The sequence below is a fragment of the Bradyrhizobium sp. WSM2254 genome (assembly GCF_000472645.1).
Lineage (GTDB): Bacteria > Pseudomonadota > Alphaproteobacteria > Rhizobiales > Xanthobacteraceae > Bradyrhizobium > Bradyrhizobium niftali.
Genome location: NZ_AXAB01000009.1, coordinates 60919 through 77273 on the forward strand (window position 1 = coordinate 60919; position 16355 = coordinate 77273).

13 protein-coding genes are annotated in these 16355 nt (G+C 64.2%); 8 read left to right on the forward strand and 5 right to left on the reverse strand.

Going from position 1 to position 16355, the window contains the following annotated elements:
- Positions 1-3: 3 nt before the first annotated feature.
- The 5 genes from pimD to A3M7_RS0107260 form a co-directional block, all read right to left on the reverse strand.
- Positions 4-1146: a pimeloyl-CoA dehydrogenase small subunit gene (pimD, locus tag A3M7_RS0107240; RefSeq protein WP_027543330.1), complete on the reverse strand. Its 1143-nt coding sequence runs from the start codon at positions 1144-1146 to the stop codon at positions 4-6.
- 181 nt (positions 1147-1327) lie between these two features.
- Positions 1328-2518: a pimeloyl-CoA dehydrogenase large subunit gene (pimC, locus tag A3M7_RS0107245; RefSeq protein ID WP_027543331.1), complete on the reverse strand. Its 1191-nt coding sequence runs from the start codon at positions 2516-2518 to the stop codon at positions 1328-1330.
- 138 nt (positions 2519-2656) lie between these two features.
- Positions 2657-3844, reverse strand: a complete 1188-nt coding sequence (locus A3M7_RS0107250) for an acetyl-CoA C-acyltransferase (protein WP_027543332.1) — start codon at positions 3842-3844, stop codon at positions 2657-2659.
- Positions 3841-5523: a dicarboxylate--CoA ligase PimA gene (gene pimA / locus A3M7_RS0107255; RefSeq protein WP_027543333.1), complete on the reverse strand. Its 1683-nt coding sequence runs from the start codon at positions 5521-5523 to the stop codon at positions 3841-3843. Before pimA ends, A3M7_RS0107250 begins: the two co-directional genes overlap by 4 nt.
- 151 nt (positions 5524-5674) lie before the next feature.
- A complete protein-coding gene (locus A3M7_RS0107260) occupies positions 5675-7771 on the reverse strand; it encodes a 3-hydroxyacyl-CoA dehydrogenase NAD-binding domain-containing protein (protein ID WP_027543334.1) in 2097 nt (698 codons plus the stop codon).
- A 130-nt stretch (positions 7772-7901) separates the two neighbouring features.
- Here A3M7_RS0107260 and A3M7_RS0107265 point away from each other — a divergent pair, with 130 nt between their 5' ends.
- From A3M7_RS0107265 to A3M7_RS0107300, 8 genes are all read left to right on the forward strand, one after another.
- A complete protein-coding gene (locus A3M7_RS0107265; protein ID WP_025575806.1) occupies positions 7902-8768 on the forward strand; it encodes an IclR family transcriptional regulator in 867 nt (288 codons plus the stop codon).
- Positions 8769-8834: 66 nt separating this feature from the next.
- Positions 8835-9632, forward strand: a complete 798-nt coding sequence (locus A3M7_RS0107270) for an ABC transporter ATP-binding protein (protein WP_027543335.1) — start codon at positions 8835-8837, stop codon at positions 9630-9632.
- Positions 9629-10342, forward strand: coding sequence for an ABC transporter ATP-binding protein (locus A3M7_RS0107275; RefSeq protein WP_014498266.1), 714 nt, complete (start codon positions 9629-9631; stop codon positions 10340-10342). The genes A3M7_RS0107270 and A3M7_RS0107275 overlap by 4 nt, the downstream gene beginning before the upstream one ends.
- A 12-nt stretch (positions 10343-10354) precedes the next feature.
- Positions 10355-11233, forward strand: a complete 879-nt coding sequence (locus tag A3M7_RS0107280) for a branched-chain amino acid ABC transporter permease (RefSeq protein ID WP_027543336.1) — start codon at positions 10355-10357, stop codon at positions 11231-11233.
- A 2-nt stretch (positions 11234-11235) separates the two neighbouring features.
- A complete protein-coding gene (locus tag A3M7_RS0107285; protein ID WP_027543337.1) occupies positions 11236-12255 on the forward strand; it encodes a branched-chain amino acid ABC transporter permease in 1020 nt (339 codons plus the stop codon).
- 40 nt (positions 12256-12295) lie between these two features.
- Positions 12296-13531: an ABC transporter substrate-binding protein gene (locus A3M7_RS0107290; protein WP_027543338.1), complete on the forward strand. Its 1236-nt coding sequence runs from the start codon at positions 12296-12298 to the stop codon at positions 13529-13531.
- Positions 13532-13652: 121 nt separating this feature from the next.
- Complete coding sequence (locus A3M7_RS0107295) at positions 13653-14879, forward strand: ABC transporter substrate-binding protein (RefSeq protein WP_027543339.1); 1227 nt, start codon at positions 13653-13655, stop codon at positions 14877-14879.
- 238 nt (positions 14880-15117) lie between these two features.
- A complete protein-coding gene (locus tag A3M7_RS0107300) occupies positions 15118-16347 on the forward strand; it encodes an ABC transporter substrate-binding protein (protein WP_025575793.1) in 1230 nt (409 codons plus the stop codon).
- Positions 16348-16355: the final 8 nt, after the last annotated feature.

Sequence of the window (16355 nt, forward strand, 5' to 3'; positions counted from 1 at the left end):
CGACTAGATCAACCCGCCCGCGTCGGCGACGCGGCGCTGGTGATAGTCGGTGTCGCCGAACGTGTTCTCGATCATGGTCAGGCGCTTGAAGTAGTGGCCGATCTTCGCCTCCATGGTCATGCCGATGCCGCCGTGGAGCTGGATCGACTGCTGGCCGACGAATTTCAGCGACTTGCCGATCTGCACCTTGGCCGCGGCGATCGCGTTCGAGCGCTCCTTGGCGTTCTCGAAGTCGTTCGCCATGGTTGCGAACATCGACATCGAACGCGCCTGCTCGGCCGCGACGAACATGTCGGAGGCACGGTGCTGGAGCGACTGGAACGAGCCGATTGCGACGCCGAACTGCTTGCGCGTCTTGATGTACTCGACCGTGGTCTTGAGCGACTCGTCCATCAGGCCGACCGCTTCGGCGCAAAGCGCGACGCGGGCTTCGTCGACGACGCGTTCGATCAGCGCGAGCGAATCCTCGGGATTGCCGATCGCGGCATCCGCGCCCACCTCGACACCGGTGAAGGTGATATCGGCGGCGTGCAGGCCGTCCTGGGTCGGGTACGATTTCCTGGTGACGCCCTTGGCATCCGCGGGCACCAGGAACACGCCGATCCCGGTCTTGTCGCGGCGGTCACCCCTGGTGCGGGCGGTGACGAGAAGTGTGGCGGCATTCTCGCCGTTGAGCACGACGAATTTTTCGCCGTCGATGATCCAGCCGTCGCCCTTTTTCTTGGCGGTCGTCGAGACATCGAACAGATCGTAGCGGGAGTTCTTCTCGAGCTGGGCAAACGCAAGCGTCTTGCTGCCGTCGATGATCCCGGGCACATGCGTAGCCTTCTGCGCATCGCTGCCGGCGTGGCGCAGGAAGCCGCCGCCGATCACGACGGTTGCGAGATAGGGCTCGAGCACCAGCGCCTTGCCGAGCGCTTCCATCACGATCATGGTCTCGACGCCGCCGCCGCCGAAGCCGCCATCGGCCTCGCTGAACGGCAGGCCGAGCAGGCCCTGCTCGGCGAGCTTGCCCCAGACGGCCTGGCTCCAGCCGCCCTTCTCCTTCATGTACTTCTTGCGGCTCTCGAAATCGTAGGAATCGGTCAGCAGGCCGTCGATGCTTTCCTTGAGAAGCCGCTGCTCCTCGGACAGATCAAAATCCATTTCTTTGGTTCCTCGTACCCGGACTATTTGGCTTCGTCATTCCGGGATGGCCCGAAGGGCCAGGCCCGGAATCCATTTCGCCTCAGCGTATGCGGCCCGATGGATTCCGGGCTCGCGACTTCGTCGCGCCCCGGAATGACGGTGAAAAATTGCCTCCCCGCCTCCGCGGAGAGGGAGCAGATCACAGCCCCAGCACCGCCTTGGCGATGATGTTGCGCTGGATCTCGTTGGAGCCGCCGTAGATCGAGACCTTGCGGTTGTTGAAGTAGCTCGGCGCGATCTGGGCGGTCCATTCCATGGCTTCGTTGGAGCCGTCGTCGCCGTGCACGTCGTAAGGCGCGGCGAACGGGCCGATCACTTCCATCAAGAGCTCGGTGGTGGTCTGCTGGATCTCGGAGCCCTTGATCTTCAGCACGGACGAGGCCGGATTGGGCTTGCCCTTGCCGTGCTTGCCTTCGTCGGCGACGACGCGGAGCTGCGTCAGCTCGAGCGCCTTCAGCTCGATCTCGCACGCCGCCAGCTTATCGCGGAAGGCGGCGTCCTGGATGATCGGCTTGCCGCCGGCTTCGACCTTGGAGGCGAGATCGCGGATGCGGCGCAGCCGCTCCTTGGAGACGCCGACCCGCGCGATGCCGGTGCGCTCATTGCCGAGCAGGAATTTGGCGTAATCCCAACCCTTGTTCTCCTCGCCGATCAGGTTCTCGTAGGGCACCTCGACGTCGTCGAAGAACACCTCGTTGACCTCGACGCCGCCGTCGATGGTCTGGATCGGGCGCACGGTGACGCCCTTCGACTTCATCGAGAACACGATGAAGGAGATGCCCATCTGCTTCTTGGCGCCGGGATCGGTGCGGCAGAGGCAGAAGATCATGTCGGCGTGCTGGGCCAGCGTCGTCCAGGTCTTCTGGCCGTTGATGATCCACTTGTCGCCCTTGCGCTCGGCCTTCGTCTTCAGCGAGGCGAGGTCGGAGCCGGAGCCGGGCTCGGAGAAGCCCTGGCACCACCAATCGTCAACGTTGGCAATGCGCGGCAGGTACTGCTTCTTCTGCTCCTCGTTGCCGAAGGTGTAGATGACGGGGCCGACCATGCTGACGCCGAAGGCGAGCGGCTGCGGCGCCGGATAGGACTGCAGCTCCTCGTTGAAGATGTAGTGCTGCACGGATGTCCAGCCGGTGCCGCCATATTGCTTGGGCCAGTGGCTGACGCCCCAGCCCTTCTTGTTGAGGATGCGCCACCACGTCACCATCTCGTCCTTCGAGAGGTGACGGCCCTCGACCAGCTTGCGCCGCGTATCCGGCGGCACGTTGTCGCGGAAGAATGACCGCACTTCCTCGCGAAACGCCTGCTCTTCCTTCGTGAATGCGAGATCCATCGGATCCTCCTGTTTCCTCGTCGTCCTGGCGAAGGCCAGGACCCATAACCACCGGCCTTCGTTTTGCGAAGGCAACTGCTGTCTGCCCGCCAAACTCCGGCCGCGGAGTATGGGTCCCGGCCTTCGCCGGGACGACAACTACTGCAGCACCTCGAACAATCCCGCTGCGCCCATGCCGCCGCCGACGCACATGGTGACGACCGCGTACTTGGCCTTGCGGCGGCGGCCTTCGATCAGGGCGTGGCCGGTCAGGCGCGCGCCGGACATGCCGTAGGGATGACCGACCGCGATCGCGCCGCCGTCGACGTTGATCTTGTCGGGGTCGATGCCGAGCTTGTCGCGGCAATAGAGCACCTGCACGGCGAAGGCTTCGTTCAGCTCCCAGAGGCCGATGTCGTCGACGGTGAGGCCGTGGCGCTTGAGCAGGCGCGGCACGGCGAAGACCGGGCCGATGCCCATCTCGTCCGGCTCGCAGCCGGCGGAGACGAAGCCGCGGAAGATGCCGAGCGGCTTGAGGCCGCGCTTCGCCGCTTCCTTGTCGCTCATGATGACGGAGGCGCTGGCGCCGTCCGAGAGCTGGCTGGCATTGCCGGCGGTGATCGAAAAACCTTCGCCGCGCACCGCCTTGAGGCCGGCGAGGCCCTCGGCGGTGGTCTCGGGGCGCGGGCCCTCGTCCTGCGAGAGCGTGACGTCCTTGAAGGAGACCTCGCCGGTCGCCTTGTCGGTGACCGCCATTTTGGTCGTGATCGGCGCGAGCTCGTCCTTGAACTTGCCGGCCTGCTGCGCGGCCGCGGTGCGGCGCTGGCTCTCCAGCGAATATTCGTCCTGCTTCTCGCGCGAGATGCCGTAGCGCTTGGCGACGATTTCGGCCGTGTCGATCATGGGCATGTAGACCTCGCCCTTGATCTTGAGCAGCGCAGGGTCCTGGGCGTGGAAGCCGTTCATCTTGTCGTTCTGCACCAGCGAGATCGACTCGCCGCCGCCGCCGACTGCGATCTCGACGCCGTCGAAGATCACCGAGCGCGCGGCGAGCGCGATGGCCTGGAGGCCCGAGGCGCATTGCCGGTCGATGGTGGTGCCGGCGACGGTAACGGGCAGGCCGGCACGGAGCAGCGCCTTGCGCGCGATGTTGCCGCCGGTCGCGCCCTGCTGGAGGGCGGCGCCCATCACGACGTCCTCGACCTCCTTCGGATCGACCTTGGCGCGGGCGACGGCTTCGCCGATGGCGTGGCCGAGCAGCGTGGCGCCCTCGGTGGCATTGAGCATGCCGCGATAGGCCTTGCCGATCGGCGTGCGGGCGGTGGAAACGATGACGGCGTCGGTCAAGAGCGACCTCCTGATACGGTTTTGGTGGATTGTGACGATTTCTGCTGCTGGCGCAATTCGTGGCGCGACAGCTTTCCGACCGGCGTGCGCGGCAGGTCGTCGACGAAGGCGACCTCGGCCGGCAATTCGTGCTTGCCGAGCTTGCCGGCGAGCTGGGCGCGCAGCTCCTCGAGCGAGAACGGCTTGGCGTCGGGCCTCAGCTTGATGAAGGCCTTGGCGGCCTCGCCGCGATACTGGTCGGGAATGCCGAGCACGATCACCTCGTGCACGCCGGGAATGGTGTAGATCGCCTGCTCGATCATCTGCGGATAGACGTTGAAGCCGCCGGAGATGATCATGTCCTTCTTGCGGTCGACCAGGAAGAAATAGCCGTCGGTATCGACATAACCGATGTCGCCGGTGAGGAAGCGGCCGTCGATGAAAGCCTCCGCGGATCCCGCTGGCTTGTTCCAGTACCCCTTGGTGACGTTCGGGCCCTTGATGCGGATCTCGCCGACCTCGCCCGGCGGCAGCACTTTTGTCGGATCGTCCAGCGACACGACGTCGAGCTCGATGCCGGGCAGCATCAGGCCGATCGAGCCGTGCTTGTCCGGTCCCGTGGGCGGATGGCCGGTGCCGGGCGAGCAGGTCTCGGTCATGCCCCAGCCGCTGCGCAGCTTCTTGCCGACCTTGCGCTCGAAGAAGCTGGCGATCTCCACCGGCAGCGGCGCGCCGCCGGAGCCGATGGTGGCGAGCGAGGAGAAATCGCGCTTGTCGAGATCCGGCAGCGCCGCGATCGCGATCCACATCGTCGGCACGCCCGGAAAGTATGTCGCGCGCTTGAGCTCGATGTCGCGCATCACGGCCTCGACGTCGAAACGCTGGTGCAGCGAGATCAGATTGCCGCGGTGGAGCGAGGACAGCAGCACGACGGTGAGCGCATAGATGTGAAACAGCGGCAGCACGCAGATCACGCGCTCGATGACGTCGCCGCGGGTCGCGCGCGACGGCTTGCCCCAGACGTCGTAGATCGACACCGCCGAGGTGAGGTTGCCGTGGGTGAGCATCGCGCCCTTGGGCAGGCCGGTGGTGCCGCCGGTATATTGCAGCAGGGCGACGTCGTCGGCTGTCACTTTCGGCCATTCTGCCGGCGCGGCCGCGCCCTCGACGAAGGCTTTGAACGTGACGATGCGGGGATCGTCGGGGATCGCCGCCTGCGGCGTGCCGACCTTGCCCCAATTGTCGTCCTCGCAGACGACGAGGCGGTCGATCAGGCCCTTCTCCAGGAATTTCAGCGCGGTCGGCAGCAGCGCGGCGAGGTTGGAGGTGACCAGAACGCGCGAGCCGGAGTCGGACACCTTGTGCGTCAGCGCGATCTCGCCGTCGAGCGGAGAAAGGTGCGCGACGCGGCTGCCCGCCTTCAGCGCGCCGAAGAAATTGACGGGGTGATCAGGCGTGTTGCCGAGGAACAGCGCGACGGAGGTGTTCTTGCCGCAGCCAGCGCGGAGGAACGCCGCCGCCGCGCGCTCGGCCATCGCGGCGAGCTCGCTGTAGGTGATCGGACGGTCGCGGAACTCCAGCGCCGTGCGCGGGCCGTAATCGGCGGCGGCTTTCGACAAGAGGTCAGGCAGCGAGCCCTGGACGATGGTGTCGTCCCAACGCACGCCTTCGGGATAAAACTGTTCGCCAGGATGGGTCATTGCTTCCCTTAACCACACAGACCGTCATTCCGGGGCGATGCGAAGCATCGAACCCGGAATCCATCAGGCAGCGCACTCGGAGGCGAAATGGATTCCGGGCCTGGCCCTACGGGCCATCCCGGAATGACCCCCATAGAGGCGCCAGCGACCATCACGCCGCTTTCGACGCCGCCGCCAGCGAGGCGAAGGTCTTGCCCTCCGCCGCGAGCTTCTTCAGCAGCGGTGCGGGCTCGAGGCTGGGGTCGTTGGTCTCCTTGGCGTAGAACGACAGGCGATCGGCGATGTGCTTGAGGCCGACGGTGTCGGCCCAGAACATCGGGCCGCCGCGATAGATCGGCCAGCCATAGCCGTAGAGCCAGACCACGTCGATGTCGGAGGGGCGCGCCGCGATGCCCTCTTCGAGGATCTTCGCGCCCTCGTTGATCATCGGATACATCATGCGCTCGAGGATCTCCTCGTCGCTGACGGCGCGCTTCTTGCGGCCGAGGCGGGCAAGCGTCTCGTCGATCAGCTTCTCGACTTCAGGGTCGGGCAGCGCCGAGCGCGAACCGGCTTCGTACCTGTAGTAGCCCTTGCCGGTCTTCTGGCCGAAACGGCCAGCTTCGCAGAGCGCGTCCGCGATCTCCGACTTGATGCCGCGGTCTTTCCGCGAGCGCCAGCCGATATCGAGGCCGGCGAGGTCGCCCATCGCGAACGGCCCCATCGGCATGCCGAACTTGGTGACGACCGCGTCGACCTGCTGCGGCAAGGCGCCTTCGAACAGCAGCTTCTCGGACTGCTTGCCGCGCTGCGCCAGCATGCGGTTGCCGACGAAGCCGTCGCAGACGCCGACCACGGCCGGCACCTTTGCGATTTTACGCGCGATCGTGACAGCCGTGACGAGGGCATCCGGCGCGGTCTTGTCGGCGCGCACGATCTCGCACAGCTTCATGACGTTGGCCGGCGAGAAGAAGTGCATGCCGAGCACGTCCTGCGGACGCTTGGTCGACTTCGCGATCTCGTCGATGTTGAGATACGAGGTGTTGGAGGCGAGGACCGCGCCCGGCTTGACATACTGGTCGAGCTTGCCGAACACTTCCTTCTTCACCGCCATGGTCTCGAACACGGCTTCGATCACCAGGTCAGCATCACCGACGTTCTCGATGCCGACGACGCCGTTGATCAGCGCCATGCGCTTGGCGGGCGCGTCAGCCGGGATGCCACCGCGCGCCGCGGTCGCTTCCCAGTTCTTCTGCATGATGCCGAGGCCGCGCTTGAGCTGCTCCTCGCCGGTCTCGATCAGGGTGACGGGAACCCCGGCATTGGCAAACGACATCGCGATGCCGCCGCCCATGGTGCCGGCGCCGAGAATGGCAACACGGTTGACGGGACGCGACTTGGTGCCTTCGGGGACGCCCGCGATCTTGCTGGCCTCGCGCTCGGCGAAGAAGGCATAGCGCTGCGCCTTGGACTGGTCGCTGGCGACCAGCTTGAGGAAGCCCTCGCGCTCCTTCTTCAGGCCCTCGTCGAACGGAAAATCGATGGCGTAGCCGACCGCGTCGGCGGCCGCGAACGGCGCTTCCAGGCCGCGCGCCTTCTTGGTCATGGCGGCAACCGCATTGGTGAAGATCGAGCGGTCGGCCTTGGCGGCCGCGATCTTGGAATCGTCGTCGCGCAGGCGGCGCAGCGGGCGCTTCTCGGCGAGCAATTTGCGGACGAAGGCTTCGCCGCCGGAGGCCGGACCTTCGATGATCTCCTCGATCAGGCCGTTCTTCAGCGCTTCCGCCGCACCAATCGGATCACCGCCGACGATCATCTTGACCGCGAGCTCGGGGCCGACCGCGCGCGGCAGGCGCTGGGTGCCGCCGGCGCCGGGCAGCAGACCGAGCTTCACTTCGGGCAGGCCGAGCTTGGCCTCTTTCACCGCAACGCGGAAATGGCAGGCCAGCGCGACCTCGAGGCCGCCGCCGAGCGCGGTGCCGTGAATTGCGGCAACGACCGGCTTCGGCGAGTTCTCGATCTCGGACAGCACGTCGTTGAGGGCGGGCGGCTTCGGCGGCTTGCCGAATTCGGTGATGTCGGCACCGGCGATGAAGGTGCGGCCGGCACAGGTCAGCACGATGCCCTTGATCGCGGGATCGGCGACTGCGGCCTTGATGCACTCCAGAATGCCACCGCGGACTGCGGCACTCAGCGCATTGACCGGAGGGCTGTTGACCGTGACGATCCCGACTTCGTCATGACGCTCAAGCTTGACCACTTCGCTCACGGTTTCCCTCCTTGGTGGGGATTTACTTTTGTTCGATTTCGCGGTGCGGAATTTAATTCCGCATCTTGACGGCAGGGTTATTTTGAAGCACGCACGTTGTCAACGACTCCGCGCAAGAAGCAGATCAGGGATGAAGCGTACAGGAAAGAAGACTGCGACCGATCGGAATTTCGTCGTCGCGCTTTCCCGCGGACTTGATGTGTTGCGCGCATTCCAACCCAGCGACGGCCTTCTCGGCAACCAGGAGATCGCGGCCCGCACCAACCTGCCCAAGCCGACCGTTTCGCGCCTGACCTATACGTTGACGAAGCTCGGTTATCTGACGCCGGTTCCCCGCTTCGAGAAGTATCAGCTCGCGCCGGCCGCGATGGCGCTCGGTTATGCGGCGTTGTCCAATCTCGGTGTTCGACATTTGTCCGAGCCGTTTCGCGAGGAAGTGATGCGCGCGACCGGCGGCGCGGTCGCGATCGGGGGCCGCGACCGTCACAGCATGATCTATTTCGGGCAGAGCCGCGGCAGCGAGACGGTCGGCGTTCAACTCGACGTCGGCTCCCGCGTGCCGATTGCAACCAGCGCCATGGGCCGCGCCTATTTCTGGGCGCTGGCCGAAGAAGATCGCGCCGAGCTGTCGCGCGTCCTGCGCGAGCATTACGGCAGCCGCTGGCCGAAGATGCGCGATGGCCTCGAACGTTCCGGCGAGACCGTCGCGAAATACGGCTTTGCGATTTCCGTCGGCGACTGGCACGACGACATCGGCGCCGCCGGCGTCGCGCTCAAGCTCAACGATGGAACCGGGCCTTACGCTTTCAATTGCGGCGCGCCCGCATTCCGCTTCACGGAAGAGCGCTTGATCAACGACATTGGACCGCGTCTGCTTGCGATGGTAAGGAACATCGAAGCGGCACTCGGGGGTCTGATGCCGCATTCCAAAAAAGAAGTCAGCAAAAAGCTGAAATCAGGAGGAAAAGTTGCGCGTGTGGCCGAGGGGTTCAGATAGCCTTTGTCATGATCGGGAGCGGTTCGCATCGCCCCGTCGCCCACTGAAATTCGCGGGCGAGACGAGATGACGCAGGCACAGCTCGCGCAGGGGACATCGCCCCTGCTCGCGGTTCGCGACGTCAGCGTCGTGTTCGGCGGCATCATTGCGCTCAACGGTGTGTCCTTCGACATGCACAAGGGCCAGATCCTCGGATTGATCGGCCCCAACGGCGCCGGCAAGACGACGCTCTTCAACTGCCTGTCGCGGCTCTACCAGCCGTCGTCCGGCGACATCCTGATGGAGGGCGCGAGCATCCTGTCGCGGCCGCCGCACCGGATCGCCGAGATCGGCATCGGCCGCACGTTCCAGAACGTGGCGCTGTTTCCGAACCTGTCGGTGATGGACAATGTCCGCGTCGGCACGCATGCGCGGACCTCCAGCGACATCATCAGCGACTCGCTGCGCCTCGCCTGGATTCGCCGCAGCGAGACCGACGTCAACAAGAAGGTGCACGAGATCCTCGCCTATCTCGACCTCGAGGACGTCGCCCACACCGTGGTGTCCGGCCTGCCCTTCGGCACCCAGAAGCGCGTCGAGCTGGCGCGCGCGCTGGCGGCCGATCCGAAGATCCTGCTGCTCGACGAGCCGGCCGGCGGCCTCAACCACGAGGAAGTCTACGTGCTCGGCGACCTGATCCGCCGCATCCGCGACGACCGCCACATGACCGTGCTGCTGGTCGAGCATCACATGGGCCTCGTGATGTCGATCGCCGACCACGTCGTCGCGCTCAATTTCGGTAAGAAGCTCGCGGAAGGCACGCCCGCGCAGGTGCAGGCGGACCCCGACGTCATCAAGGCCTATCTCGGGAGCAAGGACCAATGACGACGCTGCTCAACGTCAAGGACCTGCGCGCCTATTACGGCCAGGTCCAGGCGCTCCATGGCCTGTCCTTCTCGCTCAACGAGGGCTCGCTGACGACGCTGCTCGGCGCCAACGGCGCCGGCAAGACCACCACGCTGCGCGCGATCTGCAACATGGTGCGTTCCACCGGTGCGATCGAGTTCGAAGGCAAGCCGTTGAGCAACCGCTCCACCGAGAGCATCGTGCGGTTCGGCATCGCCCACGTGCCGCAGGGCCGCGGCACCTTCACGACGATGACGGTCGAGGAGAACCTCCAGCTCGGGGCCATCACCCGCAAGGACAGCGCCGGCATCGTTTCCGACATCGAGCGCATGTATGCGCATTTCCCGGTGCTGAAGCAGCGCCACACCCAGCAGGCCGGCACGCTCTCGGGCGGCGAGCAGCAGATGCTCGCGGTCGCCCGCGCGCTGATGCTGCGACCGCGGCTGATGCTGCTGGACGAGCCGTCGTTCGGCCTCGCGCCGCTGGTCGTGCGCGACCTGTTCGGCATCCTCGGCAAGATCAACCGCGAGGACAAGGTGTCGATCCTGGTGGTCGAGCAAAACGCCCAGCTCGCGCTCGAGCTCGCCGACCAGGCCTACGTGATCGAGACCGGACGCATCGTGATGTCGGGCAATGCCAAGGACATCGCGAACAACGAAGAAATCCGCAAATCCTATCTGGGTTACTGAGGAGCCGGCACGATGGAGCTGTTCACCAACCAAGTGCTGGCCGGCATCGCCACCGGCGCGATCTATGCCTGCATGGCGCTCGCGGTCGTCATGATCTACCAGGCCATCGACCATCTCAACTTCGCGCAGGGCGAGATGGCGATGTTCTCGACCTTCATCTCCTGGCAGCTGATGCAGTGGGGCGTGCCTTACTGGGCTGCCTTCATCCTCACGCTGGCGCTCTCCTTCGTCGCCGGCATCGCGATCGAGCGCATCCTGTTCAAGCCGCTGGCGAAGGCGCCGGTGCTGACCAACGTCGCCGGCTTCATCGCGCTATTCGCGATCATCAACTCCTCGGCCGGCCTGATCTGGGACTTCACCATCAAGCAATATCCGACCCCGTTCGGCTCCTCGCCGTTCCTCGGCAGCCAGCTGATCTCGACCCACCAGGCCGGCATGATCGGCGTCACCGTGCTGCTGCTGCTCGGCCTCTACTTCTTCTTCCAGTACACGCGCATCGGCCTGGCCATGCGCGCGGCCGCCTCGGTGCCTGAATCGGCCCGCCTCGTCGGCATTAACACGTCCTGGATGATCGCGCTCGGCTGGGGCATGGCGACCGCGATCGGCGCGATCGCCGGCATGCTGATCGCCCCCGTCGTGTTCCTGGAGCCGAACATGATGGGCGGCGTGCTGATCTACGGCTTTGCCGCCGCGGTGCTCGGCGGTCTCACCAGCCCGTTCGGCGCCGTGGTCGGCGGCTTCCTGGTCGGCATCTTCGAGAACCTCGCCGGCACCTACATCCCCGGCGTCGGCAATGAGCTGAAACTGCCGATCGCGCTCGCGCTGATCATCTCCGTCCTGGTCGTCAAACCCGCTGGCCTGTTCGGCCGGCACATCGTCAAGCGAGTTTGATCATGAGCGCAGCAGAAGAAGTCGTTGCAGAAGGCCACCAGGCGGTCGAGGCCGTTCCGAAGCGGGCCATGACGCTGGGCACCGGCACCTCGCTGGTGGTGCTCGCGGCACTGCTGATCGCGCCCGTCTTCGTCAAGAACTTCATCATCTTCCAGATGACGATGCTCCTGATCTACGGGCTCGCGGTGCTGGCGCTGAACATCCTGACCGGCGGCTCCGGCCAGTTCTCGCTCGGCCAGAGTGCGTTCTACGCGGTCGGCGCCTATACGACCGCGGTGCTGATGGAGCACTTCAACGTCAATTACGCGCTGACGCTGCCGATCGCCGGCGTCGTCTGTTTCGGCTTCGGCTTCCTGTTCGGCCAGCCGGCGCTGCGGCTCTCCGGCGTCTACCTCGCGCTCGCGACCTTCGCGCTCGCCACCGCCATGCCGCAGCTCCTCAAGCTGAACTTCCTCGAGCACTGGACCGGCGGCGTGCAGGGCCTCGTCGTCACCAAGCCGGACGCGCCGTTCGGCCTGCCGATGTCGCAGGACATGTGGCTGTACTACTTCACGCTCGTGGTCGTGATTGCGATCTACATCTTCTCGGTGAACCTGCTGCGCTCTCGCTCGGGCCGCGCCTTCATGGCGATCCGCGACAACGAGATTGCGGCCTCCGCCATGGGCGTCGACGTCGCGCTGTACAAGACCCTGGCCTTCGGCGTGTCCGCCGCCATCACGGGCGTCGCCGGCTCGCTCGGCGCCATCGCGGTGCAGTTCGTGGCCCCCGACAGCTACACCATCACGCTGGCGATCTCGCTGTTCCTCGGCATGGTCGTCGGCGGCGTGGGCTGGCTGCCCGGCTCGATCGTCGGTGCCGCCTTCATCATCTTCGTGCCGAACATCGCGGAGGGCATCTCCAAGGGCCTCTCCGGCGCCGTGTTCGGCGTACTCCTGTTCGCCGTCATCTACCTCGTGCCGCACGGCGCAAGGCAGGTTGCGATCGTGGGCCAGCAGCTCCTCGGCAAGCTCAAAAAGAACTGAAATACTCTCACCAAGACTGTCATCGACGAAGGAGACCGAATTGCTTTTTGGAAGAACACTGCGAGCCGCCGCGCTGGTCACCGCAACGGCGGTCATCACTTTCAACTCCGGCGCGGCATTTGCCCAAAAGAAATACGACACCGGCGCTTCCGACACCGAGATCAAGATCGGCAACATCATGCCGTATAGCGGTCCGGCGTCGGCCTATGGCATCATCGGCAAGACCGAAGAAGCCTATTTCAAGATGATCAACGACAAGGGCGGCATCAACGGCCGCAAGATCAACTTCGTCACCTATGACGACGGCTATTCGCCGCCGAAGGCCGTGGAGCAGGTCCGCAAGCTGGTCGAGAGCGACGAAGTGCTGGCCGTGTTCAACCCGCTGGGCACGCCTTCGAACAGCGCGATCCAGAAATACCTGAACGCCAAGAAGATCCCGCAGCTCTTCGTCGCCACCGGCGCCACCAAGTGGAACGACCCGAAGAACTTCCCCTGGACCATAGGCTGGCAGCCCTCCTACCAGAGCGAAGCGCAGATCTATGCGAAATGGCTGATGAAGGAAAAGCCGGACGCCAAGGTCGCGATCCTCTACCAGAACGACGATTTCGGCAAAGACTACCTCAAGGGCACCAAGGATGGGCTCGGCGCCAAGGCGGCGTCGACCATCATCATGGAGGAGAGCTACGAGGTGTCCGAACCGTCGATCGACGGCCACATCGTCAAGATCAAGGCCGCCAATCCCGACGTGCTGCTGATCTATGCGACCCCGAAGTTCGCGGCCCAGACCATCAAGAAGACCGCCGAGCTCAGCTGGAAGCCGCTCCAGATCCTCACCAACGTGTCGATCTCGGTCGGCAGCGTGATGAAGCCGGCCGGCTTCGAGAATGCGCAGGGCGTGCTGTCGGCAGCCTATGCCAAGGACTCCACGGATCCGCAGTGGAACAACGACCCCGGCATGAAGAAGTGGAACGAGTTCGTCGACAAGTACATGCCGGGTGCCGACAAGTCCGACACCAGCATGGTCTACGGCTATGGCGCCGCGTCGACGCTCGCCAAGGCGCTGGAAATGTGCGGTGACGATCTCACCCGCGCCAACCTCATGAAGCAGGCGGCGAGCCTGAAGGACTTTGCACCGGACACCCTGCTGCCCGGCGTCAAGATCAACACCGGCGCGACCGACTTCGCCCCGATCGCGCAGCTCCAGATGCAGCGCTTCAAGGGCGAGAGGTGGGAACTGTTCGGCGAGATCATCAGCGGCGACGTCGCCTCCGAGTGACACGCTGACGCAATAGTCCAACCGCAAAGAAGCCCCCGCGATCGCTCGCGGGGGCTTTTTGTTGACGTCGGGCGTCAATCTTGTTCAATGCGGCCCTGATCCAGCTCGGGGTAGGAGAACAATGACTGCCGGTCGTTTTCAGATTGCGGCCCTTTCGGCCGCACTCGCGTTGTGCACTGCGATGACTGGCCCGGTGCTGGCGCAAAAGAAATACGACAGCGGCGCTTCCGATACCGAGATCAAGATCGGCAACATCATGCCCTATAGCGGGCCGGCCTCCGCCTATGCCGCGATCGGCAGGACCGAGGAAGCCTATTTCAACAAGATCAACGCCGAGGGCGGCGTCAACGGCCGCAAGATCAAGTTCATCTCCTACGACGACGGCTATTCGCCGCCGAAGACGGTGGAGCAGGCGCGCAAGCTGGTCGAGAGCGACGGGGTGCTGCTCATCTTCGGCTCGCTCGGCACCTCCACCAACGGCGCGATCCGCAAGTACATGAACGAGAAGAAGGTGCCGCAATTGTTCGTGGCGAGCGGCGCCTCGAAGTGGAACGATCCCAGGCAATATCCCTGGACCATGGGCTGGCAGCCGAGCTACGCGAGCGAGGCGCGCATCTATGCCAAGTACATCATGAAGGAGAAGCCGGACGCGAAGATCGGCGTGCTGTATCAGAACGACGATTTCGGCAGGGACTATCTCAAGGGGCTGAAGGCCGGCTTGGGGACCAAGGCGTCGATGATCGTGATGGAAGAGGCCTACGACACCTCGGAGCCGGCGGTCGACGAGCACGTCGTGAAGCTGAAGGCCTCGGGCGCCGACGTCCTGATCAGCATCACCACGCCGAAATTCGCCGCGCAAGCGATCAAGAAGGCGGCCGAGATCAGCTGGCATCCGACCCACATCCTCTCCAACGTCTCGGCCTCGGTCGGCGGCGTGCTGGAGCCGGCGGGGCTCGAAATCTCGCAAGGCATCCTGTCGGCCAGCTACACCAAGGACGGCTCCGACCCGCAATGGAACGCCGATGAGGGCATGAAGAAGTTCTATGACTTCCTCGCGCACTACGATCCCAAGGCGAACAAGCTCGATACCGGCGTGGTGTTCGGATACGCCGCGGCCCAGACCATGGTGAAGGTGCTGCAGATGTGCGGCGACGACCTCACCCGCGAGAACGTCATCAAGCAGGCCGCCAGCCTGAAGGATTTCGCGCCGGACACGCTGCTGCCCGGTATCAGGATCAACACCGCACCGGACAATTTCGCCCCGATCGAACAGCTCCAGATGATGCGGTTCAAGGGCAGGAAATGGGAGCTGTTCGGCGACATCATCTCGAGCGAGATCGGCAATTGAACCAGCTCAACTCAAAATCGCCAGGCACGAGTTAAGCAACTCAAGACAGTCGCGCTGTCTCGCACTCGCACACGAGACCGCGCCCGTCCTTGACTACTAAAGAAGCAGCCCCTGTGACGCCGTTGAAGGGGCTTTCTGTTGAAGGCACAGGACAAATCGTATTGAATTGCGGCGGCGTCGCCAAAAACAATCAAGACAAGAAACGGGGCGCACACACCAAGAAAATAGGGAGATAGGAATGCCCGCTGTCACCGGCAAACTTGCGGCCGCGTCACTGGCGCTTGCGCTCATTGCGGCCTCGGCCTCCACTGCATCGGCCCAGAAGAAATACGATACCGGCGCGACCGACACCGAGATCAAGATCGGCAACATCATGCCCTACAGCGGACCGGCCTCCGCCTACGGCATCATCGGGCGGACCGAAGCCGCCTATTTCAAGAAGATCAACGAAGAGGGCGGCATCAACGGCCGCAAGATCAACTATATCAGCTATGACGACGCCTATTCGCCGCCGAAGACGGTCGAGCAGGCGCGCAAGCTGGTCGAGAGCGACGAGGTGCTGTTCATCTTCAACTCGCTCGGCACGCCGCCGAACTCGGCGATCCAGAAATACATGAACTCGAAGAAGGTGCCGCAGCTGTTCGTCGCGACCGGCGCCACCAAGTGGAACGATCCGCAGAACTTCCCCTGGACGATGGGCTGGCAGCCCAACTACCAGAGCGAGACGCAGATCTATGCGAAGTGGCTGCTCAAGAACAAGCCGGACGCCAAGATCGCCGTGCTCTACCAGAACGACGATTACGGCAAGGACTATCTGAAGGGCCTGAAGGACGGCCTGGGCGCCAAGGCGGCCTCGATGATCGTGATCGAGGAGAGCTATGAGACCTCCGAGCCGACCATCGACAACCACATCGTCAAGCTGAAATCGACCGGCGCCGACGTGTTCATGAACATCACGACGCCGAAATTCGCCGCGCAGGCGATCAAGAAGAATTCCGAGATCGGCTGGAAGCCGCTGCACTTCCTCAACAACGTCTCGGCCTCCGTCGGCAGCGTGATGAAGCCCGCCGGCTTCGAGAACGGCCAGGACATCATCTCGGCCGATTATCTGAAGGACGTGTCGGATCCCGCGTGGAACAACGATCCCGGCATGAAGGAGTTTTTGGCATTCATGACCAAATACTTCCCCGAGGGCGACAAGCTCGATAAGGGCACCATCGTCGGCTATGCCGTGGCACAGACGCTGGTCCAGGTGCTGAAGCAGTGCGGCGACAATCTCACTCGCGAGAACGTCATGAAGCAGGCGGCGAACCTGAAGGACTTCCGCACCGAGGCGCTGCTGCCGGGCGTGAAGATCAACACCTCGCCGACCGACTTCGCACCGATCAGCCAGCTGCAGCTCGAGAAGTTCAAGGGCGAGAAATGGGAGCTGTTCGGCGACGTGATCAGCGCCGACGTCGGCGGCTAGCCGCCAGC

Coding starts and splice junctions, on each gene's coding strand:
- pimD (WP_027543330.1), bottom strand. CDS start 1,146: ATGGATTTTGATCTGTCCGAGGAGCAGCGGCTTCTCAAGGAAAGCATC.
- pimC (WP_027543331.1), bottom strand. CDS start 2,518: ATGGATCTCGCATTCACGAAGGAAGAGCAGGCGTTTCGCGAGGAAGTG.
- pimA (WP_027543333.1), bottom strand. CDS start 5,523: ATGACCCATCCTGGCGAACAGTTTTATCCCGAAGGCGTGCGTTGGGAC.
- A3M7_RS0107265 (WP_025575806.1), top strand. CDS start 7,902: ATGAAGCGTACAGGAAAGAAGACTGCGACCGATCGGAATTTCGTCGTC.
- A3M7_RS0107270 (WP_027543335.1), top strand. CDS start 8,835: ATGACGCAGGCACAGCTCGCGCAGGGGACATCGCCCCTGCTCGCGGTT.
- A3M7_RS0107275 (WP_014498266.1), top strand. CDS start 9,629: ATGACGACGCTGCTCAACGTCAAGGACCTGCGCGCCTATTACGGCCAG.
- A3M7_RS0107280 (WP_027543336.1), top strand. CDS start 10,355: ATGGAGCTGTTCACCAACCAAGTGCTGGCCGGCATCGCCACCGGCGCG.
- A3M7_RS0107285 (WP_027543337.1), top strand. CDS start 11,236: ATGAGCGCAGCAGAAGAAGTCGTTGCAGAAGGCCACCAGGCGGTCGAG.
- A3M7_RS0107295 (WP_027543339.1), top strand. CDS start 13,653: ATGACTGCCGGTCGTTTTCAGATTGCGGCCCTTTCGGCCGCACTCGCG.
- A3M7_RS0107300 (WP_025575793.1), top strand. CDS start 15,118: ATGCCCGCTGTCACCGGCAAACTTGCGGCCGCGTCACTGGCGCTTGCG.